Source organism: Nesterenkonia alba DSM 19423, assembly GCF_000421745.1.
GTDB classification, from domain to species: domain Bacteria; phylum Actinomycetota; class Actinomycetes; order Actinomycetales; family Micrococcaceae; genus Nesterenkonia; species Nesterenkonia alba.
In genome coordinates this window covers 44,213-66,332 of sequence record NZ_ATXP01000013.1, presented here as the reverse complement: position 1 = coordinate 66,332, position 22,120 = coordinate 44,213, and the positions used below count along the sequence as shown (strand labels likewise).

The 22,120-nt window shown below is 64.7% G+C and carries 17 protein-coding genes and 1 pseudogene; 7 read left to right on the top strand and 11 right to left on the bottom strand.

Annotation, left to right across the window (positions count from 1 at the left end):
* The 3 genes from H578_RS0109915 to H578_RS0109905 form a co-directional block, all read right to left on the bottom strand.
* A partial coding sequence (locus tag H578_RS0109915; RefSeq protein ID WP_022873531.1) for a transposase occupies window positions 1-286 on the bottom strand: 286 nt, incomplete at its 3' end.
* Window positions 287-358: 72 nt separating this feature from the next.
* Complete coding sequence (locus H578_RS0109910) at window positions 359-3,679, bottom strand: DUF11 domain-containing protein (RefSeq protein ID WP_156837294.1); 3,321 nt, start codon at window positions 3,677-3,679, stop codon at window positions 359-361.
* A gap of 127 nt (window positions 3,680-3,806) precedes the next feature.
* Entirely contained in the window at window positions 3,807-4,883 is a 1,077-nt protein-coding gene (locus H578_RS0109905) for a hypothetical protein (RefSeq protein ID WP_156837293.1), read from the bottom strand.
* Window positions 4,884-5,179: 296 nt separating this feature from the next.
* Between H578_RS0109905 and H578_RS0109900 the strand changes: the two genes are divergently transcribed.
* Window positions 5,180-5,827 carry an MBL fold metallo-hydrolase gene (locus H578_RS0109900; protein ID WP_028464155.1) on the top strand — a complete coding sequence of 216 codons (648 nt, stop codon included), beginning with the start codon at window positions 5,180-5,182 and terminating at the stop codon, window positions 5,825-5,827.
* Window positions 5,824-6,582 (top strand): sulfite exporter TauE/SafE family protein, encoded by a 759-nt coding sequence (locus tag H578_RS0109895; protein WP_022873527.1) that lies wholly within the window; start codon window positions 5,824-5,826, stop codon window positions 6,580-6,582. Before H578_RS0109900 ends, H578_RS0109895 begins: the two co-directional genes overlap by 4 nt.
* Here H578_RS0109895 and H578_RS0109890 read toward each other — a convergent pair.
* Window positions 6,579-7,601 (bottom strand): 4-(cytidine 5'-diphospho)-2-C-methyl-D-erythritol kinase, encoded by a 1,023-nt coding sequence (locus H578_RS0109890; RefSeq protein WP_022873526.1) that lies wholly within the window; start codon window positions 7,599-7,601, stop codon window positions 6,579-6,581. The genes H578_RS0109895 and H578_RS0109890 overlap by 4 nt on opposite strands.
* 185 nt (window positions 7,602-7,786) lie before the next feature.
* Window positions 7,787-8,854, bottom strand: coding sequence for a 2,3-butanediol dehydrogenase (locus H578_RS0109885; RefSeq protein ID WP_022873525.1), 1,068 nt, complete (start codon window positions 8,852-8,854; stop codon window positions 7,787-7,789).
* Between the two features lie 131 nt (window positions 8,855-8,985).
* Here H578_RS0109885 and H578_RS0109880 point away from each other — a divergent pair, with 131 nt between their 5' ends.
* Window positions 8,986-9,990 (top strand): TatD family hydrolase, encoded by a 1,005-nt coding sequence (locus H578_RS0109880; protein WP_245554969.1) that lies wholly within the window; start codon window positions 8,986-8,988, stop codon window positions 9,988-9,990.
* Complete coding sequence (rsmA, locus tag H578_RS0109875; RefSeq protein WP_022873523.1) at window positions 9,981-10,841, top strand: 16S rRNA (adenine(1518)-N(6)/adenine(1519)-N(6))-dimethyltransferase RsmA; 861 nt, start codon at window positions 9,981-9,983, stop codon at window positions 10,839-10,841. Before H578_RS0109880 ends, rsmA begins: the two co-directional genes overlap by 10 nt.
* Before the next feature lie 107 nt (window positions 10,842-10,948).
* On the opposite strand, the gene H578_RS0109870 is transcribed toward rsmA, so the two are convergent.
* Together H578_RS0109870 and rsmI are read right to left on the bottom strand one after the other, a co-directional pair.
* Window positions 10,949-12,814: an AMP-dependent synthetase/ligase gene (locus tag H578_RS0109870; RefSeq protein WP_022873522.1), complete on the bottom strand. Its 1,866-nt coding sequence runs from the start codon at window positions 12,812-12,814 to the stop codon at window positions 10,949-10,951.
* A gap of 27 nt (window positions 12,815-12,841) precedes the next feature.
* Complete coding sequence (gene rsmI / locus H578_RS0109865; protein WP_022873521.1) at window positions 12,842-13,732, bottom strand: 16S rRNA (cytidine(1402)-2'-O)-methyltransferase; 891 nt, start codon at window positions 13,730-13,732, stop codon at window positions 12,842-12,844.
* 19 nt (window positions 13,733-13,751) lie between these two features.
* Between rsmI and H578_RS0109860 the strand changes: the two genes are divergently transcribed.
* The 3 genes and pseudogenes from H578_RS0109860 to H578_RS16735 all read left to right on the top strand — a co-directional run.
* Entirely contained in the window at window positions 13,752-15,518 is a 1,767-nt protein-coding gene (locus tag H578_RS0109860) for a dolichyl-phosphate-mannose--protein mannosyltransferase (protein WP_022873520.1), read from the top strand.
* Window positions 15,509-16,339 (top strand): 5-formyltetrahydrofolate cyclo-ligase, encoded by an 831-nt coding sequence (locus tag H578_RS15715; RefSeq protein ID WP_245554968.1) that lies wholly within the window; start codon window positions 15,509-15,511, stop codon window positions 16,337-16,339. Before H578_RS0109860 ends, H578_RS15715 begins: the two co-directional genes overlap by 10 nt.
* A gap of 20 nt (window positions 16,340-16,359) precedes the next feature.
* Window positions 16,360-16,500, top strand: a pseudogene (locus H578_RS16735) (FmdB family zinc ribbon protein); the annotation flags it as partial.
* 14 nt (window positions 16,501-16,514) lie between these two features.
* Here H578_RS16735 and H578_RS16730 read toward each other — a convergent pair.
* The 4 genes from H578_RS16730 to H578_RS14640 all read right to left on the bottom strand — a co-directional run bounded on the left by H578_RS16730 (window position 16,515) and on the right by H578_RS14640 (window position 22,110).
* Window positions 16,515-16,739: a hypothetical protein gene (locus H578_RS16730; protein WP_051130857.1), complete on the bottom strand. Its 225-nt coding sequence runs from the start codon at window positions 16,737-16,739 to the stop codon at window positions 16,515-16,517.
* Window positions 16,729-17,355, bottom strand: coding sequence for a Flp pilus assembly protein CpaB (gene cpaB / locus H578_RS16435; RefSeq protein WP_022873517.1), 627 nt, complete (start codon window positions 17,353-17,355; stop codon window positions 16,729-16,731). Before cpaB ends, H578_RS16730 begins: the two co-directional genes overlap by 11 nt.
* Window positions 17,356-17,974: 619 nt before the next feature.
* Window positions 17,975-18,175 carry a hypothetical protein gene (locus H578_RS14645; RefSeq protein ID WP_022873516.1) on the bottom strand — a complete coding sequence of 67 codons (201 nt, stop codon included), beginning with the start codon at window positions 18,173-18,175 and terminating at the stop codon, window positions 17,975-17,977.
* On the bottom strand, window positions 18,175-22,110 hold the full coding sequence (locus tag H578_RS14640) for a DUF4011 domain-containing protein (RefSeq protein ID WP_022873515.1): 3,936 nt from the start codon (window positions 22,108-22,110) through the stop codon (window positions 18,175-18,177). Before H578_RS14640 ends, H578_RS14645 begins: the two co-directional genes overlap by 1 nt.
* Window positions 22,111-22,120: the final 10 nt, after the last annotated feature.

Genomic DNA, 22,120 nt, shown 5'->3' with positions numbered 1-22,120 from the left:
CCTCCGCGGACTTCTTCCACACCCTGGCTTCCAGGTGTGCCTCGCCCAAGGCCTGGGTCAGCTCGGCGACCTCGGCCTCCAGCTGTTCCTCTCGGGAGGATGGTCCGGACCTGCCGGCCACCAGGGCGGTCTTGCCGGCTTCCAGGAACTCGGCCTTCCACCGTCCGATGGACTGCTCACTGACTTTCTCCTTGCGTGCCACTTCGGCGATGGACATCTCGCCGGCCAGCACGCTCAGCACTATCCGGGTCTTCTTCTCCGCCGGAATCGAGGGTGGTCTACCCATGACTGACTCTCCTTCAGGACCTACATAACGGCCCTGCCACTAAGTCTGACGCGCGACACACACAAGAGAAGATCAACCCCCGCAGCTCACATAAGAACTGGACCTAACACCGGGGGCATTCCAGCGGGTCACGTTGTTGGTAGTTGCGATCTCCTCTGGGTCGGTGTAGTTCTCCGGCTCGTCCGGGGCGTTGGGGTCCTCTTCCTCACCGACAACCCAGGCACGGTTGATGATGTCATCAGTGATGAAGACACCGTCAACTTCCTCTGCTTCGTAAAACTCGTCGAGGGTCACTGTGATGGTGAAGGTGAAGGATTCTCCCACTGCCAATGGCCCGTCCACTTCGCATTCGAGGTAGCCGGTGTCGTCATTGACGGCACACTCCACCCCCTCCTCGTCAACGATGGGGGATGCCACGTCTTCAGGCAGCTGGTCGTAGACGGTGAAGCCGCTGGACACCGAGGGCCCGTAGTTGGTGACGGTGATCTGGTAGTCGAACGGCTCTCCGGAGGCGAGCCATTCCTCGTCTTCGTACTCGGCGTCGCCGTCACGGACGACTTCCTTAGAGATACCCAGGTCGACGGAGGGTTCCCCTACCTGGGTCTCGACTGAAGCTTCCGCGGGGTCGCCAGTTTCATGGGTGGCGACCATGGAATTCTCGATGTCATCACCCGGGTTGGCGCCAGGGTCGACCTGCGTAATGATGTAGATCGTCCGGGTCTGGTTGACCGGGATGTCGCCTACGTCGACGGTCACGTCGTTGCCGTCGACATCGTCCATAGAAGCGTCACCGTCGCCGGACACAGCCAGGATGCTCAAATTGCCCGGCAGGGTGTCGGCGATCTCCACGTTACGTGCAGTGGAAGGACCATCATTGTGGACGGTGAGCGAGTAGAAAATACTGCCGCCCGGGGTGAACCCGTCATCAGGCAGAGAGCCAAGGATGCTCTTGGTGGCATTTAAGGTGGCGTTCGCTGCGGCTGGTGGTGCAACCCCAGTCTCAGCGTCAACGGGACCGGGTAGTCCTGCGGCGTCCCCGTCGTCGATGGTGTAGCTCTGGTCTTCGTCCTCGCCCCAGCTGACTGTTGCGACGTTGTTGATGTCGGAGCCATTGCCCTCGTAGTCAGGATCGAGCTGGACGGTAATGCTGAATGTGTAGGTCTCACCTGGTGCAATGGTGAGGTCTTCGAAGGAGCAGGTGACCAGGTCATCGCCTCCGTAGTCGCCCTCTGTCCCTATGCACTCAGTCGGGTCGCTACCGACATAGGTGATGTGTTCTGGCAACTGGTCCACCAGTTCGAAACTGCGAGCCGTGGCGGGACCCTGGTTGGTGACAGTGAAGGTGTAGCCAAAGGTCTCGCCCGGGGCCACGTTCTCTTCCCCATCGGCCTGCTTCTGCAGCGAAAGCTGATAGGCGCCCTCACCGACAATAATCAGAAGAGAGGCCTCATTGTTGTCAGGGTCATTGTCTTCGGAGGAAGAATGTACGTAGGCATCCAGTTCAATCTCCACGTTCTGGGCCTCGGGGTCCACGTTGAAAGTGATACTGCCCTCTACATAGTCTCCGGCCGGGAATTGTCCCGCCAAAGAACATGTAAGCGTACTGCCGGAAACGCTGCAGGAGTCGAAGCCGCTTTGTGATTCATAGGTAAGCCGCGAGTCAAGCTCGTCTATAACCACGCTCACTGTGGCTGAGGCGTAGGAAGGCCCGTTGTTTTGAATCCTCACAGGCACGGCGACAGGTTCGCCTGGATTAGCCTGGAGTTCTTCAATTTCCTCGCCGTCGTCTTCGAAGTCAAGGGCGAGGTCTGCGGAACGCTCACCAGTCTGGATGCTCCAGCTAGCAGTGTTGTTTCCTGAGATGTTGTCGGTGTCGATGCTGACTGTCACCGAACCACCGGAGCTGCTGACGTTGGAGAAGGCGCTTGGCAGCACGCGGTACGGCAAAGTGATGGTTTCCGCATTCTCGTCGCCGGCTGCCAGACCTGCGGGGATCTCACATGTCACCTGTGTGACGTCGTCATCGTCAAGAACGCAGTTCCACTCACTCGGCAGGTCAACATCCTCAAATGTTCCTGCAGAAGGTGCCTGAATAGTTACCGTAGCGGCGGCCCGAGTAGTGGTCGGGCCGTTGTTCCTAATCGTGGTAGTCAGGGTGCCAGTCTCCCCGGGAATCACGCCAGAAGAAGCCGAGGCAGAGGTAACTTCAAGGTCGGTCTGCACATCGGAGACGTTGATCGGTAAAGAAGTTTCATTATTGTCCGGCTCATGGTCGGCGCCGTAGTCGACCACACCAGTGATCGCAACGTTTTCTTCGGCGTCTGTGGAGAGACGGACCGGAAGCTCGAAGGTACGACTAGCGTTGACAACCAATCCGGAGATATCACACGTGAGACGAGTGTTCTCTTCACTGCGTTCACAGCCACTTGGAGAACTCGTGAACGTCACGCCCTCTGGAGCGTCGAAAGTCACCGTTCCGGTGGTCCGCATCTGGTCGGGGCCGCGGTTAGTCACCGTGGCAGAAACAGAACCAGTTCCCCCAGGACTGATAGATGCAGGATCCTCGCTCGTAGGCTCGATCTCAAGGTCCGAGTTACCGCGGACCGTCCAGCTTGCGGTGTGCTGGGAAGTGCCTTGGTTAGTGATGCCGGTGGCGAAGCGCACATAGGCAGTATTCGGCTGGGTGTAGCGCAGCCGGCTAGACAGAGGCTCCGCGGTACCAGTGACCGTATAGGTCACCGAGCCATTGGCCCCCACGGCCACACCGGACTGGTTAATTGTGCGACTACCGTCATCACGCGGAATGGAGCCTGCGGAGTTCGGACAGGAGGATCCGCTGCCGGAGGCAGAGCACTCCCAGGTGACGCCGCTGAGATTCGTCGTAATCGCATCCTGGAAGGTGAGATTGGAGACAGTAGTGCTGCCGTTATTGGTGATCCTTACCCGGAACTGGACTTCTTCGCCCGGGTTCACGGTCTCGGCCCCAACCACCTCTTTGGTGATGTTGATGTTCACGTTGCCGCTGGCGGTGAGCGTCGTCGTCGCTGTGTTGTTGCCAGTGTTGGTGTCCTCGTGCTGAGCGCTATTAACCACAGCTTCCGCTGTGACAGTACCCACCGTGGAGCCCGGTTGAGCATTCGAGGGGATCGTGGAGTTCACTGTGAACTGGGCTGTGTCCCCTGGCTGTGAGGCGGAATTTCGAGTACAGGTGCGGGCGGCATTGTCACAGGACCAGTTCGCCGGACCACTAATGCTCACATTGGAGACACCACTGGGAACAGAGAAGACCACCTGCGGACGCGGGACAGAGTTCTCCCCTGCAAGCCGGTAGGTGAAAGTCTGCTGAGCCTGCTGCCCCGGAGTCACATTGGAGTTCGAAGACCCAGCACTCATCTGAAGATCCACCGGGATCGCTTCCACCCGGAAGTAGGCGCACCTCTCATTATTAGCCGGCTCTGGGTCATAGGTCAGGCGGCTGTCGTTCTGACCACAGACCTGGTGGACCGAGCCCGCTGCGGCATCAGAAGGAATCGTGGCAGAGACAGTGACGGTTCCGCTCGTGGCTCGTCCGCCCGGACTCTGCACACTCCGCCACAACGGCGTTATCCCCCTCGCCGCCACGGGAGAGGAACTGCAGTACCGGCCCTGAGGGCAGGCTCAGGTTCGGCATGGTGTTCTGCGCAGGGCTCGACGTCAGCGTGGGAGCACGATAGGCGTCCTGAGCCATGCTGTTGCGCGAAGCATCATTGCTCAGTGTGGAACGGGGCCCACCACCGGAGACCACCGTGGTGAAGACGTTGAAGACGTTGTAGTAGCTGGCGTTCTCACCCTGGTTGCTAATCGAGTAGGTGACATTAACCGTCTGGCCAGGCCGCACCGTGGTGACCCCGGAGGAGGGAGTGCTGTTACGCGGTGCTCCCCCCTCAGTACTCACCTGCATATCACTAGTCCCCATGGAGAAGGACTGGAAGTCGTGACGGTTATCCCCGGTGCCGTAGCACTGACCCTTGCGGATCTCCTGGCCGGCCTGCACCCGGTTGGTGCCGTCAGTGTAAATATCCCAGCAGACACCGTTGATGTTGCGACTGCGGTCCACCACCGGGTTGCGGAAGGAGCCCGGCGCGATGTTGTTAGAGCCCTGACGGGCGTAGTTCCACTCGTTGACGTTCGACTGCACACCGCAGACCCGGGTCAGCTGAATACCGTAGGTCCGACCGTCGCCGCCGTAGTTGTCCACGCAGAGGTCAGACCGGCCAGTGGGGGTGGTGCTGCCAGCATTACCGTTCAGCAGGAAGATCCGGTGCCCCTCTGAGACGTATTCAAACCGCTGGAGCCAGTAGTACCTGTGGTTCGGATCAGAGACGCAGGTCCGGATGGTCATCGCCCGGTCGGTATTACGGGGGTTGTTGTCCGCGGTGCCGATGGCGGTCAGGCAGAGATTGCGGTCCACCGCCGGGCGGATCTGCACGTTGTACATGCTGCCCTCAATGGGAGCCGCCTCAGCGGCGTCCTCCTTGGCCAATGCCGGCAGCAGCACGAACATCGCCGCGAGCATGGGGGTGAGCAGCAGCGCGACGATCACGCTCGTCGAGGTCAAACGAGCGGTCGCCTTACGAACTAATGTGCGGGATGTCACTAGTATTGCCCTGCCTCACGTCGGTGCGGTCACGTGATTATCACTAGGTGAACTGGTGGTCACTCTACAGAGATGTGACCGAAAAGCAAGCTTTCGTTACGCTCAGGTTGAGACAGCATTAAGGAACTTACGCTTCTGACCTGGGGTTTTAAGGTTTCTTCAAGGTAGACATGGGGTTTAGTGTCTCAGGAGCATCACGCTAGACCCCCTCCGGGATACCTACGGGCCCGTATACCACCAGGCGTAGAATGGCAGGTATGCGGATAACCCACTTAGGACACGCCTGTGTACTGGTCGAGACCGTCGGCACGCGGATCCTCATCGACCCTGGGGCTTTCTCCGACCTCTGGCACGGCACCCAAGGGCTCGACGCGGTGCTCATCACCCACCAGCACCCCGACCATGTGGACCCCGAGCACGTCCCCGCTCTCCTGGAGGCCAACCCCGGTGCAGTGGTCCGCACCGCCGAGGACGTCCACCAGACCACCCACCTGCCCGGCGCCGAAGCCGCCACACCCGGTGACCAGTTCACCGTGGGTGAGGTGAGCATCGACGTCGTCGGGGGTCAGCACGCTGTGATCCACCAGGACATGCCACGTGTACACAATGTGGGATTCCTCCTCCGCGCAGAAGGAGAACCAGTGTTCTTCCACCCCGGGGACGCCCTGGATGCCACCCCCGAGGGTGTGGAGATTCTCGCGCTGCCGATCATGGCCCCCTGGTCCGCGATGAAAGAGCAGGTGGAGTTCGTCCGTGCCCTCGGAAACCCGCGCTGGAGCATCCCCATTCACGATGAACTCCTCAATGACCGGGGCCGGGAATTGTTTACCCGGCAGATCGGCAACCTGACCGGTACCGAGATCATCTCGCTGCGCGGAGGTTCCAGCCGGGACTTCATGCGTTGAGCCCCGACATCTTTCTCGTCACCGCCATCCTGGGGCTGGTGATCGTCTCCGCGCTCCTGCAACGGGTCACCGGACTCGGCTTCGCCATGGTCACCGCACCCTTCCTGGTGGTGCTCATCGGCCCGCACGGCGGGGTGATGTTGACCAATATGCTCAGCGTGATCGCCCCGCTCATCATGGTCTTCATGGTGTGGGAGGACATCGAGTGGCGCCGGCTTCTGCACATCGCCCCGGTGGCCATCCTGGTGATGCCGCTATGCGGATGGTTAGCGGCCATGGCACCCACCGGCCCGCTCTACATGGTGGTCGCCGGGCTGGTGGTTTTCGGACTATGCACCTCACTGATCCTCAGCCGGAACCTGCCGGTGGTCGACGGTGTCCCCACTCGGGTGCTGACCGGGGTCGGCTGCGGTGCCGGGGTGGTTTTCGCCGGAGTCGGCGGACCCGCCATGACCATCTACCTGCTGCTCTCCCGGTGGGATATTCGCAGCTTCGCCGCCACAGTCCAGCCCCTGTGGCTTCTGCTGTCCGTGGGCGGGTTCCTGACCAAGATCACCTTCTCCGGGGAGGAAATCCCTGTATTCCCCTGGTGGTTCTGGGTGATGTGCTTAGCCGGGATCCTGGTGGGCATGTGGCTGGGGACCGCTGTCCGCCACCGGGTCAGCGAACTGCTGGTCCGGCGGGTGATGATCGTGCTCGCCATTGCCGGGGCGGTCCTCGCGTTTATTACCGGGGTACAGGCCACGTTCTTCTAAGCCAGCAGCCGGGCACCGGGGGCGGGTCCTGTGACCGGGATCGCCCACACATCAGCCTGTTCCTCCACGGCAGTGGCCAGGCGGGTGGCCTCCTCGGCATCGCGCACCACAAAGAACACCGTGGGGCCCGAGCCGGAAACAATTCCATGCAGGGCACCCTCAGCCATGCCGAGGTCCATCAGCCGGTCCAGCTCCGGCAATGCCGCCACCGCCGGAGCCTGAAGGTCATTACTCAGCCGGGTGGCAACCAATTCGGCATCTCCGGTGCAGGCCGCCCGGAGCAGCTCATCATCGAGCACCGGCGGTTCAGCCTCCACGCCGCGTGCAGCGCGCATCTCATCCAGGGCGGCATACATCGCCGGAGTGGACAGCCCCGCCGTGGCAGGGACAACAACCAGGTGTAACTCCCCACGGGTCAGCAGCGGAGATAACTGCTCTCCCCTGCCCTGACCCACCGCCGCCCCACCCAGCAGCGCGAAGGGGACATCTGCCCCCAGCTCGGCACCCAGCTCGGCCAGTTGCTCCTTGGTCAACCCGGCTTCCCACAGTGCGGAGCACGCAATGAGGGTCGCGGCGGCGTCGGCCGAGCCTCCACCCATGCCGCCTGCGATCGGCACGTTCTTCACGATGGTGAGGTCCACACCCAGGGTCTCCGGACTGCTGCCCTCCCACGGGCCGGTCAGCACGGCCGAGCGCATCTGCGCCAACCGTTCCTTCAACAAAGCCGCCGCCCGGTAGGCCAAGTTGCGCTCATCCACCGGTACCTGGGCCGGCACACGCTGCCCCGTGGCAGAATCCAGGTGCTCCACCCCGGTGAACGCCGACCGCTCCGAGAGCGTCACCGTGATGGCGCCATCTTCCCGCGGAGAGGCGGTGACCTCCTCATAGAGAGAGACAGCACAGTAGAGACTGGCGACGTCGTGGTACCCGTCAGTGCGCAGCGGCCCCACCCGCAGGCTGAGATTCACCTTGCCCGGGGCGAGCGCTGTCACGTGTCCGTAGAACTCACTGTCCCGCATAGGCCTCAGACTATCGGCGGGGTCGGATATATCCGCTGGCACCACACCGCGGCCCCATCCCGGCACTCTGGTGGTGCGCCTACTCGCGAAAAGCGGGCGCCCTGCCGTGTAGTCCCCCCGGCCACCTGCCGGAGGGCCTCAGCACGAGCGCCCGCTCCGCGGGAGGTGTTATACGGTCGGGCTGGTTACAGAGTCGGGCTGACCAGGATCTTCACGTGCTCATCATTGTTGTTGATGAGCTGGTCGAAGCCCTTGTCCACCAGGTCATCCAAACCGATCCGCCCGGTGATGAACGGCGCAAGGTCGATCTTGCCGTCTTCGACCATGGAGATCACGGTGGGGTGGTCGTGGGCGTAGGCGGCGCTGCCGATGATTTCCACCTCACGCAGCACCAGATTCTGCAGGTCCACCTCCGGCTTGTGGCCCCAGATGGAGACGTTCACCACCACACCGGCAGGCTTCACCGCGGCGATCAAGGTATTGAGCACCTGTCCCACCGAGGTGCATTCGAAGGCGACATCGGCACCCTTGCCACCGGTGAGCCGGGAGACTTCCTCCACGACGTCGACCTCCCGCGGGTCGAAGACCTCATCGGCGACGCCGGTCTCGCGAGCCTTCGCCTTACGTCCCTCAGAAATCTCGGAGATGTAGACGTCCACGCCCTCGGCTTTGAGGACCGCGGCGGTCAGCAGCCCGATGGGCCCAGCCCCGCCGATGAGCGCCACATCGCCGGCCCGGGCCCGGGACTTCCGGTAGGCGTGGTACCCCACGGCCAGCGGCTCAATGAGGGCTGCCTCGTCCAGACCCACATGATCGGCAATGGGGTGGACCCACCGGCGGGCGACGACGACCTTCTCACTGAATCCGCCACCACGGCCACCGAGGCCAATGAAATTCATATTCGGACTCAGCTGATAGTCGACCTCCGGGTCGTCAGTGGGCACATCGTCACCGATGATGTACGGCTCGATGACGACTTTCTGTCCGGGGGTGAGGTCGTCGACGTCGTCGGCGACTGCTGTGACCGTCCCGGAGAACTCATGACCCATCGTGATGGGGGCTTCCTCCCCGGAGATGGGGTGAGGCTGACCGGCCGGGGGAATGATGATGGGACCTTCGAGGTATTCGTGGAGGTCGGACCCGCAGATACCGCACCAGCCGACGTCGATAGCGACGTGACCACGTTTCAGTTCCGGGGCGGGGATGTCTTCGATGCGGATGTCTTGGGTGGCATGGAATCGGGCAGCGCGCATGGCGTTCCTCCGTTGATCTGCTCGGGACTTCCGGGCACCGCCAGCGTATCGAGCTGACCTGAGTAGTCGGCCCGGATCTACCCAGTCATCTGGGAGGCTGCACGCAGCGGGGAGGGATAAACTGGGTGGTCGTGACTCGTTCTTCTGACCAGCTCGCCACCGAGGTGACACCAGGACAGATTCCGCCTGCCTACCTGCCAGGTGAGACCGGCTCAGATCCCCAATCCGCGAGGAGTGCAGACGGCCCCCCTGCAGACGGCCCTGTCCGCTCCGAACGTGAAGAGAACTCCGGGAGCAGACGTCGCCTGGAGTACCCGCCGGCCCCGCAGCCGCTACCGGTGCCAGTGGTGGACAACCATGCACACCTGGATTTCCGGGACGGGCAGGTCGCCGTCACCGTGACCGAACACCTCGACACCGCCCAAGCCCTGGGAGCGGCCGGTGCTGTCCTGGTGGGCTACGACGTCGCCAGCAGTGAGTTCTCCGTAGCAGCGGCCGCCGATGAGCCCCGGGCCAAAGCTGCGGTCGCCTTGCACCCCAATGAGGCCCCGGTGCTCGCCGAAGAAGGAACCTACGACGCCGCCTTCTCCCGGATCACTGAGCTGGCTTCAGCCGAGCATGTGGTCGCCATTGGTGAGACCGGCCTGGATTACTTCCGCACCGGTGAGGACCGCCGCGCAGCTCAGCACGCCTCCTTCCGCGACCACTTGGCCCTGGCGGCCGAGCGTGGACTCCCGGTGCAGATCCACGACCGTGACGCCCACACCGATGTGGTCAACGTGCTCTCTGACACCAACCAGCTACCCCCCGCGGTAGTGCTGCACTGTTTCTCCGGGGATGCGGAGCTGGCGCGAATCTGTAATGAGCGCGGCTGGTACATGAGCTTCGCCGGCACGGTGACGTTTAAAAACGCTCAGCCGCTGCGCGATGCCCTAGCGATCGCCGACCCGCAGCTGATCCTGGTGGAAACTGACTGCCCCTTCCTCACCCCACACCCCTACCGGGGTCAGCCCAACGCCCCCTATATGGTGGCTCACACTATGCGGCTGATGGCCGAGGTGCGCGCCGCCGAGCTGGGGCAGCTGTGCCAGCAGGTGATGTTCAACACCACCCAGGTCTACGGCGAGTGGACGTGAACCCCGCGCCGCTGCTCTCAGCCGCGGATATCCGCCGACTCGCCGCTGAGCTGGGCATTCGCCCCACTAAACAGTGGGGCCAGAACTTCGTCATCGACCCGAACACGATCCGCCGGATCGTCTCCTTAGCCGAACTCAACCCCACCGAGCATGTCCTGGAGGTCGGCCCAGGGCTGGGATCTTTGACCCTGGGGCTGCTCGATGAAGCCGGGCAGGTCACCGCCGTAGAGATCGACCCCACACTGGCCGCCCAGCTGCCGCAGACAGTGCAGCTGATGCGTCCGGACAGCACAGAGAAGCTGCACGTCATCACCGCCGATGCTGTGAAAATCCCCGCCGAGCGCCTCGGTGAACCCACGGTGCTGGTGGCCAACCTTCCCTACAACGTGGCGGTTCCGGTGGTGCTGCACCTGCTGGAGGTGCTACCCAGCCTGACCAAGGGGCTGGTCATGGTCCAAGAAGAGGTCGCTGACCGGCTGGTTGCCGGCCCGGGCTCCAAGATCTATGGGGTGCCCAGCGCTAAAGCCGCCTGGTACGGGCAGATGCGTAAAGCCGGCGTCGTCGGGAAAAAAGTCTTCTGGCCCGAACCGCGGATCTCCTCCGGGCTGGTCCGGTTCGACCGGCATGATCCCCCCACCACCCACATCAGCCGGGAAGCCGTTTTCACTGTGGTCGACGCCGCCTTTGCCCAGCGGCGCAAAACCCTCCGGGCGGCGTTGGCCACCCTGGCCGGGACTGCCGCTGCCGCCGAAGAGGCGCTCCGCACCGCAGGAGTGGATCCCAGCGCTCGCGGTGAGACACTGGACATCCTCGCCTTCACCCGGATCGCCGAGGCCCTAGCAGATCACTGACCTCACGTACGGCTCAGGCCCCAGCGAAGCACCCCTGTCACCGCCGGTGCCGAAGATGCTTCGGTCACACATCAGGGTGCCGTGACGTCAGGAAGCGCAGAGAGACCTCAGGAAGCATAGAGACGTTCGACGACGTCGCTGTAGTCCTCAACCACTTTGCCGCGGATGAGCTTCATCGACGGTGTGAGGTGCCCGGAGGCCTCGGAGAGTTCGGCGTCGACGATCTCGAACTTACGGATCGACTCCGCCCGGGAAACCCGCTCGTTAGCAGCATCGATCTGCGCCTGGATTTCACTGTGTAGGGCCTCAGCGGCCTCGGGGTGCTGCAAAACCTCAGAGACACTGAGTTCCCCGTAGCCTTCCCGCTGCGCCCAGGCCGGCACGTTCTCCGGGTCGGGGAAGACCATCGCCGCCACAAAGGGTTTGCCGTCCCCGACCACCACGGTCTGGCCGACCAGCGCGTGGACACGCACTGCTTCCTCCAACGGAGTGGGGTAGACGTTCTTCCCACCGGCGGTGACGATGAGCTCTTTCTTCCGCCCGGTAATCGTGAGGAACCCGTCCTCATCCATAGAGCCCAGGTCACCGGAGCAGAACCAGCCATCCTCGGTGAAGGCTTCTTCAGTGGCGTCATCATTGTTGTGGTACCCATCGAAGATCACCGGACCTTTCAGCAGGATCTCCCCATCCTCGGCGATCTTCACACTGTTGCCCGGCACCGGCAGACCCACTGAACCGATGCGGGTGGCCCCCGGGATGTTGAGGGTGATCGGCGCGGTGGACTCGGTGAGCCCGTAGCCCTCTTGCACGGGCAGGCCCATCCCGGTGAAGAAGTGGGCGATGTCCGTATTCAGCGGGGAAGCCCCGGAGACGAAGTGTGTCACACACCCGCCCATCCGGGCGTGGAGCTTGCCGTAGACCAGTTTGGAGAAGATCGCGTGCTTAGCTTTTAGCCCCAGTCCGGGCCCGGAGCCCCGCCCGCTCTCAGCGGCTTCCAGCGCCTGGGAGTACTGGATCGCAGTGTCCCGGGCGGCGTCGAAGATCTTCCCCTTGCCTTCGGAGTGCGCTTTCGCCGCCGCCCCGTGGTAGACCTTCTCGAAGACTCGCGGCACGGCCAGCAGCCAGGTGGGTTTGAAGCTGCCGAGGTCTTCAATGAGCGTGGTGGTGTCCCCAGTGTGGGCCACCTGGATCCCCCGATGCAGGCAGGCGACCTGCACCGCGCGGGCCAGCACGTGCGCCAGCGGCAGGAACAGCAGGGTCCGGGACTCGCCCTCCCCCAAGATCTCGGTGGTGAAGGCCAGCAGGTTCGCCGCCCCTTCGGCGAGGTTGCGGTGGGTGATCCGCACCCCTTTGGGTTTGCCCGTGGTGCCGGAGGTGTAGACGATCGTGGCGACGTCGTCGAGCCCGTTGGAGGTGCGCGCCTGCTCAAGCTGTTCGTCGGTGACCTCACTGCCGCGCTCGGCCAGCTCAGCCAGCCCCGCCCAGTTACCGATGTGGTGAATGTCCACCTCGGCTTTGCCCATATTCGCCCCGGCCTGGACTTTGCTGCGCAGTTCCTCACTGCCGATGAGGACCACTTTGGTTCCGGAGTCGGCCAGCAGCTGGGCGATCTGGTGGACGGATGAGGTGTCATAGATCGGCACGGAGATCCCCCCGGCGAACCACACCGCCTGGTCCACCACGGCCCAGGAGTAGGAGGTCTGGGACATCACTGCGACCCGGTCCCCGGGCTGGACTCCGAGGGCGATGAGGCCTTTCGCGACTCCGCGGACCCGGTCCAGGAAGGCTGTGATGGAGACATCGAGCCATCCGCCGGCACCGTTGCGGACCGCGTAGACGGCGTGTTCGGGGCGCTGGCGATGCAGGGCGAGCACCCCGTCGGTGACGTTGACGTCCTCGGGCAGCCGGACGATCAGCTCGGTGCTGGACTCGCGGATCGGGTTCTCGGAGTTGCTCTCAGTGGTGGAAGTCACGTCCGTAGTCTAACCAGGCCTGTGGTCTCAGCGGTGGCGAAGTGCCGTCGCGGCGGCGTAGAGCTCACGGGAGGGCACCCCGTGTTCGGCGGCCAGTTGCTTGGCGGCGTCCTTCATCCGCTCACCCGCGGCAGCACGTTCGACGACGACGCCGGCCAGCTCCTCCACGCTGCGCTCCCCTCCCTCGGGGGCCGCCTCAGCCCCGGCCAGCACGATGACGAATTCCCCTTTCAACCCGCCGGACGCCTGCCGGGCGGTGAGGGTCTCTGCCACCTCACCCAGACCGCCGCGGAGAATCTCCTCATAGCGTTTGGTCAGTTCGCGGGCGACGGCGACCCGACGCTGACTCCCGAGGACCTCGCTCATCTCCCCCAGGGTCGCAGCGACCCGGTGTGGGGATTCAAACAGCACTGTGGTCCACTGCTCGGTCTCAAGCCGGTTGAGCAGCTGGCGGCGCTCGGAGACCTTCCGCGGGGGGAAGCCGGCGAAGGTGAACTGCGCAGTGGGCAGTCCGGAGAGCACCAGTGCGGTGGTCACCGCTGAGGCACCGGGTGCGGCGGTGACGGGCAGATCTGCCTCAATGGCGGCGGTGACCAGCCGGTGCCCGGGATCGGAGACCCCGGGGGTTCCGGCGTCGGAGACGACCAGGATGCGGGTGCCGGACCGGGCCTGGGCGATGAGTTCTGCTGAGCGGGAGGCCTCATTGTGCTCGTGGAGGCTGACGAGCCGGGCGTGGGTGCTGATTCCCAGTGCGGAGATCAGGTGCCGGGTGCGGCGGGTGTCTTCACAGGCGATGACCTCAGCGGTGCGGATCAGCTCGGTGAGCCGGCAGGTGGCGTCGGCGAGGTTGCCGATCGGCGTGGCGGCCAGCACCACGGGAACCGCCCAGAGTTTTTCCTCCGCTGCCTGCCCGTCCATCCTCAGTAGGATACCCAGGGTGAGCGCCGTCGAGACCACTGACCCGGCATCCGAGGACCCAGCCTGCGAAGACGAGCCTGCGCCCAAAAACCCGGCACGCACCCACTCAGCACGCACCGACCCAGCTTCTGACGAGTCAGCCCGGCAGTCCGCCGCAGCGGCTGACCGGCTTCCTGTGGTGGACCCGCGGCTCCGCGCCCACTATGAGCAGCGCCTGCACGCTCTGCCTTACTCCCCCGGCTGGTGGGGTTGGCTCGTGCCCGCTGCGGTGGCGGTCATTGGCCTGATCCTGCGGGTATGGAATCTGGGCAACCCGCGTTCGCTCATCTTCGATGAGACCTACTACGCCAAGGATGCTTACGCCTTGCTGCAGACTGGTTACGAGCTGGTCTGGCCCGATGAGCACGATGAGCAGTTCATCGCCGGCAATCCCGAGCCCACTGATGAGGGCTCCTATGTGGTTCATCCGCCGTTGGGTAAGTGGCTCATTGCCATCGGGCTGCGCATGGTGGGCACTGAGAGCGCCTACGGGTGGCGGATCTCATCGGCGGTGGCCGGGGCGTTGGGGGTGTTGCTGGTTGCGCTGATCGCCCAGCGAATGTTCCGTTCGGTGTTCTTAGGTGGGTTCGCCGGGTTGTTGACCGCGGTGGAGGGTCATCACATCGTCATGTCTCGGGTGGCGATGCTGGATATCTTCCTCATGCTGTTTGTGCTGGCAGCCTTTGGTGCGCTGCTGGCTGACCGGTATTGGTCCCGACGTCGGCTGGCCGAGTGGGCAGCCACCGACCCGCCTGTGCTCCAGCGCCGGTGTGGTCCGTGGTTGCTGTGGCGGCCCTGGCAACTGGTGGCCGCGGTGCTGTTGGGCTGCGCGGTAGCGGTGAAGCTCTCCGGTCTGGCGTTCATTCCCGTCTTTGGCCTGCTAGTGGTGTTGTGGGATCTCCAGGCTCGGCGCACGGTGGGAATCCAACGGTGGGTCACCGGCGGGTTGCTGCGCGATGCTCTGCCCGCGGTGGTGACGGTGCTGCCGATCGCCACGGTGACCTATGTGCTCTCCTGGTCGGGGTGGCTGGCTGGCAGTGGGGGCTGGGGTCGGCAGTGGCACCTGGATAATCCGGCCTCGGGGTTGGGTCACCTGGTGCCTGGGCCGCTGCGGTCCCTGTGGAATTACCACACCTCGGCCACGGGCTTTCACACCGGATTGGAGACCGGCCATGACTACGCTTCCACCCCCTGGACGTGGCTGTTTATGGGCCGGCCGGTTTCCATGCACTATCAGGGGCGTGACCACGGGGATCTGTATGAGCACACCGGGGAGGTCTGCGCGGTGGAGGCGTGCTCCTCGGCCATTGTTGACCTGGCCAACCCACTGATCTGGTGGGCCGGGCTTGTGGGGCTGGTGGTCGTCGTCGCCCTGTGGCTGGGTCGGCGTGACTGGCGTTATGGGGCGATTCTCTCCGGGTACCTGGCCGGGTATGCCGTCTGGCTGCTTTTCCCCGACCGGACGATGTTCTTCTTCTACACGATCAGCTTTCACCCCTTCCTCATTCTGGCGGTGACCGTGTTGGCCGGCCTGGTGCTGCGGATGGGGACTGCCGCGACGAGCTCCTCCGGGGTGGCGCGCTCGCAGGCGGAGATCCTCACTGCCCGGCAGCGCAACACGGTGCTGGTGCTGTGCTTTGCGTTGCTGGCCGTGGCGGTTTCGGTGTTCTTCTGGCCGGTGTGGACCGCTGAGCTGATTCCTTATGACCAGTGGCGCTGGCGGATGTGGATCCAGTCGTGGATCTAGGGGACCCCTCCGAGGCCACGGCGCGTAAAGCCCAGCTACGGCGTGCCGTACAACAACGACGACGCCGGCTCACCGGTGAGGAGATCACAACCCGGGCGCAGCGTCTGGCCGAGGTGCTCAGCGGCCATATCAGCGACCGGACCACAGTCGCCGGGTATCTGCCCCTACCTGGGGAGCCGGACCCGCGGGTCTTCTTGGAGTACCACCTGCGCCGCAACGGCGGTCAACCCCACCCCCATGGCAACTCCAGCGACAGCGACAACAGTGATGGCGATGGCAACAGCAATGGCAACAGCCCCTCGGGTGCTGCCGGGGTCTATGTTCCCGTCATCCCTGAACCGCCGCTGCGGGTGTTGCGCTGGGCGGCGTGGACCCCGCAGGTCTCGTTACGCCGCAGCCGGTGGTTACCGGTTCAGGAACCTCTCGGTCCCACCTGGGCCCTGGATGACCTCCTCGGCAGTGCCTTCTCCTCAGGCGACTCCCCCACAGAGAGCGTCCCACCACAGGAGATTCCCGGAGAGGAGGTCCGCACAGGTGACAGGTCCCGCGCCCACGCCGCAGCGGCTCTGGTAGTGCTCTGCCCTGCCTTGGGGGCAGATGCCTCCGGGCGGCGTGTGGGTCAGGGGGGCGGATACTACGATGCGACCCTCGGCTCTCTGCTGACCGCTCTGCCCGCGCGGTGGCGGGCTGCCGTGGAGCTGATCGCCGTGGTGCATTCTGAGGACCTGTTACCCCTCGGAGAAATCCCCGCGGAGGCTCACGATATCCGCGTCGACGCAGTGGCCACTGAGCGCGGTATCATTAGCACTCGGAATCACTGAGTGCTAATCCGGGAGATGCCATGCCGACCTATGCCTACGCGTGCAAAGACTGCGGGCACGCCTTTGACATTGTCCAGTCGTTCTCCGAGGACTCGCTGACCGAGTGCCCCCAGTGCTCGGGTCGGTTGCGGAAGAAGTTCGGCAATATCGGGGTGACGTTCAAGGGCTCTGGCTTCTACCGCACCGATTCCCGTGCCTCGAGTTCGTCCTCGGACTCTTCGGCGGGCTCCGGTTCCTCATCCTCGTCTTCTTCTGATGCGGGCGGGTCGAGTTCCGGCAGTTCCGATGCGGGTTCCTCAAACGGCTCATCGAGTAGTAACTCGTCTTCCAGCGGCGCATCTTCTGGCACCTCATCCAGCGCCAAGGCCACCGCGACCGCCTGAACCGTCTCACCGGGCACTCTCCGGTCCCACGAGGCTGAGGTGTAGCCGGGCGGCGTGACTGGCTTGGGCGATGTCTTCTGCGGTGGCGGCGTCCACGGCGAGGATGACGACGTCGTCGGCCTCACCTGCGCCCAGCCAGTTGTCGCCTTCTCCCTGCGGGATCCACAGCACGGGCACATTCTGGGCCACCCGCTCTGTGGCCTGTTCCTGCTCCGGGGCGTCACGGGAGGCCAGGACATCAACCCGCTGGCCTGGGGAGAGCAATCCGATGATCGCTGTATCGGCCGGGCGGACCGGCACCGCCACCGTGCCGGGCTCGTAGCCATCCAGCAGTCCGGGGCCCACCAGCTGGGATTCCAGGACCACTGCTCCGGCCGGTAGTGACGCGGCAAGAGTCGCCCCGGCCAACTCGTCCACGGAGGTGGCATACCCCTGACCCAAGGCGGCGACGTCGATCTCAACCTCTTCCAACACTGAGGGTGAGAGCACTTCTCCGGCGGTGATGTCCTGGGTGACCCGCACCGCGGTGGTGGTCTCCACGGGCTGATGGTCGGTTCCGAGTAGCGCCGCCGCAGCGGCACAGAGTCCCAGCAGGACCGCCACCGGCACCCGGAACCGGCGCAGCTTGGGCATCAGGCCCGCTCCGCGCAACCGCCTCCTCACCCGTGGGGCTCGGCGTCGGGAAAAGCGGGCCTGAGCTCCCCGTGGGGAGAGACGTTTGGGCGAGCGGAATGGGCCGGATCGGGACGGGCTGCGGGGCAGAAAAGGACCAGCACCGGCAGCATCTTCAGAGTGCTCCGGTCCAGGGGCCCTGCGAGCTCGGCGCTGCCCCGGCATGCCGGCCTCGGCCTGCCGGGCCCTGGGAAGTCCGGAGGTTCGGTGTTGGCCTGTTCGGTGTTGGCCTGTTCGGTGTTGAACTGTTCGGTCCTGGGCAGAGGTGTACTGGGGTGATTGGCGTTGGGCCGCTTGGTGTTGGGCCGATCTGCGCCGGAGGGTTCCCTCCCCGACTGTTCCCTCCCGAACAGTGCTGTCCCGGGCTGGGCAGTGCCGACCTGTGCTGTGCCGAGGTGTGCTGGGCCGCGGTGTCCCGTCCCGGGGTGTGCTGGTGGTCGTCATGGCCCCAGCATGGGTGAGGGACTCCAGCGGCGCAGCGCAGCATCACTGAGATGTGGAGACCACCGGCGTGCCATTCATCCCAGAGACCCGATGTGGAAAACCCACACGACGAAGAGGGCTATGGCTCTTCCAGGGTCTATCCCCAGTGCGGAGGACGCTCGGCCTTCAACCACTTCTCCCGTGTGGCGGCGTCGTCGGCCTCAGTGTCCTGATCCTCACCCGGGTCAGCAGAGAAGACCTCCCACCCCTGGGCTTCCTGCTCCTCGGGCTGACCAGAGGTACCAGGAGCCACCACGCGCCGGTGGCCGCGCCGTCGCGAAGACCCGGATGCGCTCATCAATCCCACCGTCCACGGTCCCGGGGTGCCGCCCAACGCTTCTGCGGGGTGCGGGCGGACTCATCCGACTCATCGGCCGCCCCACCAAACCGGACCTGACCGGTGACGTGCCGCAACTGAGCTCGCCCGGACTCCGCGAACTCGGGACCCGAACTCAGCCCGACCTTCTCCGCCACCATCTCAGTAATCCTGCCCGGATCGGAGAACACCTCGATAGTCCACAGCACCATGTACTCCCAGCCCAGCCGACGGAACTGTGCCGGCCGCAACCGGGAACGCTCCCGCACCGACAACCCGGCATAGGTCTCGGTCCCATCGGAGACCATCGCCACTGGCCGTACCGGGGTCTCCGGGATGAGCCGCCGCGGGCAAGCCGCCAGGTCCAAGGTGCCGTGGAACCCGTCTTCGACCCGCCCCCCGCGGGCCCGGATCCGGTCAATGAGGTCCAAGACCAGCGGATCGGTGATCTCCGCCGAGGCCGAAGGATTCGACCCGGCAGAACTATCCAGGGCCAGCAGATCACGCACCAGCGCCGCCCCGGAACTCAACTGAACCTGCTGTAAGTCTTCGGCGCGCAGTGAGCTGACCACCGTCAACCGGCCCCGAGCCCGAGTGACCGCCTGGGCGAAGTACTCCGTGCCCCGAAGCCCGGAAAGGTCCCCGAACTCCTCGGCGACCTCCCCTTTGACGCTACGGCCATAGCCCACACTGAAGATGACGTCGTCGCGCACCACCCCGTGGGCGCGCTCCACCGGTGCGACGACGAACCGCTCCCCGGCCCCTTCACCGGGGGCTGAGGCACCCGCGCCACCGGGGGTGCCGGCTGCACCGTGTTCGAAGAACGGGGATGCCCAGGCGTGGTTGGCTAGGTGCAGACGGATCGCATCGGCCACCCGTTTGGCGTGCCACTCAGAACCGGTGATGACCGCCAAGGAACGGTTACGATGCCGACGGACGTGGTCGAACACCAGGTCCACCACCTTGTTGACCTCCGCGGTGGGAGACTCCACCGTCTCCCGGCCGCCGGTGCGGTTCTCAACGTGAACCACCGTAAGGCGACGGTCCTGTCCGGTGAGCTGGGCGGGGTCCGGCAGCCGGGTCAGCTCCCCGTTGTATAGCGCATCGGAGACCAGCCGGGTGAGCTCCTGGTCCACTCCCCGGTGAACCTGCCGCAAGGTGTACTCCGGCAACACCTGCTCCAGATCGCGATAGACCGAACCGGGCACCTGAGCTTCAGCGGCCCGGGCGATCGGATCAGCGGAGACGGCCAGGGGTTTGGGCTCCCCGGAAACGGGATCACCGAAAGCGATGACCTGCTCGGCTCTGGAGATCGGCCCCAGAGCCGCGGACGTCGCCAAGGACTCGGCATCGAGCAGGATGACCGCATCAAAGCTGGGACGCTGTTCTGCCGGGAAGTGCTCGGCCAGTCCAAGCGGGCTGGTGGTCCACACCGGCACCAGCGGCTGGGTGAGACCACGGTGGACCTGTTCCAGCTCCGCCACCGTGGGGGTGGAGCTTTTCAGCAGCGTGCGCAGCGTCTCAGCGGCCTCAGGGTGCTCCTCCAGGGCGGATTTCCACTGCACGGCGAGGTGGTGGGTGAGCCGCTGAGCACCGGTTTCGATGTGTGCGGCGTCGGCCTGAGCGTACTCCGCCTCAATGGTGCGCAAGTTCTCGCCTGTGGTCATCGCCAGGTACTCATCCCCGGAGATCATCGCTTCCAGAGCTGATTGCCACCAGGCCAGTTCCAGCTCGTCAGCGACCTGCCCGGCGGGGACCTCCCGTTCGGCCAGGTCGTCGAGTAATTCACCGAAGCCTTGTTCGCGCAGCTGCTCGGCCAGCAGGGTGCGCTCCGGCAGGGTCTTCAGCGACCGGTCGTCCTCGGCCAGGGATTCGATGGTGGCGAAGAGCTCCTCAGCGGGCACATCGAAGAGGGTCTTGCCTTCCTCCGCGGGGGCGAGGACACTCACCAGTTTCTCCAAGCGGGTCTGCACGCTGCCGACGACGTCGACGAGGGCGTCGAGCTTGCCCGGCACCGTGGGCAGGGAGTCACCTTCAGCCCACTTCAGCCACTCTTCGCGCTCGGACTGCACATCCACCAGGGAACCGTGCAGGTCGTTGATGGAGACCCCGGGGCGGATGTACTCCTTGGCGACCCGACGCAGGCGGGACCGGGCCATCGAGGACATTTCCACGTTGTTCTGCCGCCGCCACCATCCCGGGGCTGTGGCGGCGATGAGGTCATGGACATCCCGGGCGTAGACATCGTGGCTGAATTTGCCCAGGGATTCCTGGACTCGCTGGAAGAGCAGCACCTGGGAGTGCCAGTCGGCGAATGAGTCTCCGCAGCGGACTTTGACCGTCTCGCAGGCACGCTCCATCTGACTCTTCAGTTCGGGGAGGTCCCGCTGGAGCTTCTCCACCAGGGCCCGGGCGTCCTGGGTTTCCTGACGGTTGGAGATCCGGGCGTTGAACCAGGGGCTGGAGCGAGTCTCAGCGGAGAAGGCACCCAGTTCGGCGGCGCGCTTGAGCTTGACCGCAATGTGACCGCGCTCGACGGTGTTGTCCAGCACGGAGCGGCGCAACCGCACCCCGGTGGCTGGGGCCGGGTTCAGCGAGGTCAGGGCGGCCAGGGCCTGCATCGCCTGGTAGGGGGAACAGTTCCAGCGGTCCCGGACCTTATGCAGACTGGCCACGTGGTCGCGCAGCTGATGACGCCGGACAGTGAGCTTCTCATGCAGCGCGGTCAAACGCGGTGGCTCAGCCCGCTCGGCCCGTTTGACCGCTCGGATGACCTGGGTGCGCAGGGCTTCCGGGTCAGCGGAGGCGGGCACATGCACTGCCAGGGTGCCCAGCTTCGCCGCTGAGAGCCGACGGGAGAACTCGCTGAGGGTCTCTGTGCGTTCGGCGATGACCAGCACCCGTTTGCCGGCCCATGCCAGGCCAGCGGCGGCGTTGACCGCGGTCTGGGTCTGCCCTGTCCCTGGGGGTGCGGAGACCACACAGCTGGCACCGGTGAGGATCGCATCAAGTGCTGCCTGCTGGTCGGCGTCGGCGTCGGCCACCAAACGTTCCCGCTTCGGGGTGCGCTCATCGAGAGGCTCCAGATCGGCCCGGCGGGTCTCCGCGGCCCCCTGCTCCAGCGGCTGACCGGAGGCCATGGCCCGGATCACCGGATGCCCGGCGGCAACCGCCTGCGGGTTCCCCAGTTCGGCGAGGTCAGCGAAAGTCGAGACATACAGCTGGTTCCACACCTGCAGGGACGCCAGCGGGGATTCGGTGTTCTCCCCCGCGGCTTCGGCGGCTCGCTGAGTCAACAACTCGGAGGTCCGGGTGGGGTCGAACCGTGCGGTGACGTACCCGGCCTGATGGAACTCAGCGGAGTCCAGCAGCAGCTGGTGTGTTTCGGCCATATGCCGGGCCAGGGCCGGATTGAGTTTAGCGGCAGCGGTGAACTGCAGCTCGTAGTCATTGGTGTCGGCTCGGGTCCGCACACTGATGGGTACCAGCATCACGGGGGCGGTGAAGGATTCGGTACCGGCGGCGGTAGTCTCTGTCCAGGAGGCGATGCCAGCAGCCAGGTACCCGACGTCGATGCCCCGGTCTTCCCGCATCTCGCGGATCTTCGCGCGGATATTTGAGGCAGCTTTGGCCCCGGTAGTGAAGACCCCGGGGTCATTGAGCAGAGTGGAGAGCCGGGTGCGGCGCCCAGCCAACAACTGCATCAACCCGGAGGCATTGGCGTCAGTGAGGTCGACGGCGTTGTGTTGGCTGGGAGTGAACCGCAGCATGGTGTCGTTCTCGGTGCCGGTGCCCAGCGACTCGATCCACCCGGGGACATCGAGCGTCACCGGGGCGGTGGGCTCAGCCATATCGGGGCTGTCGGCGAAGTCTGCTTCGACGGGGCTGCGGGCCGACGCGGCGGACTCAGCGCTCACCTGATTTCCT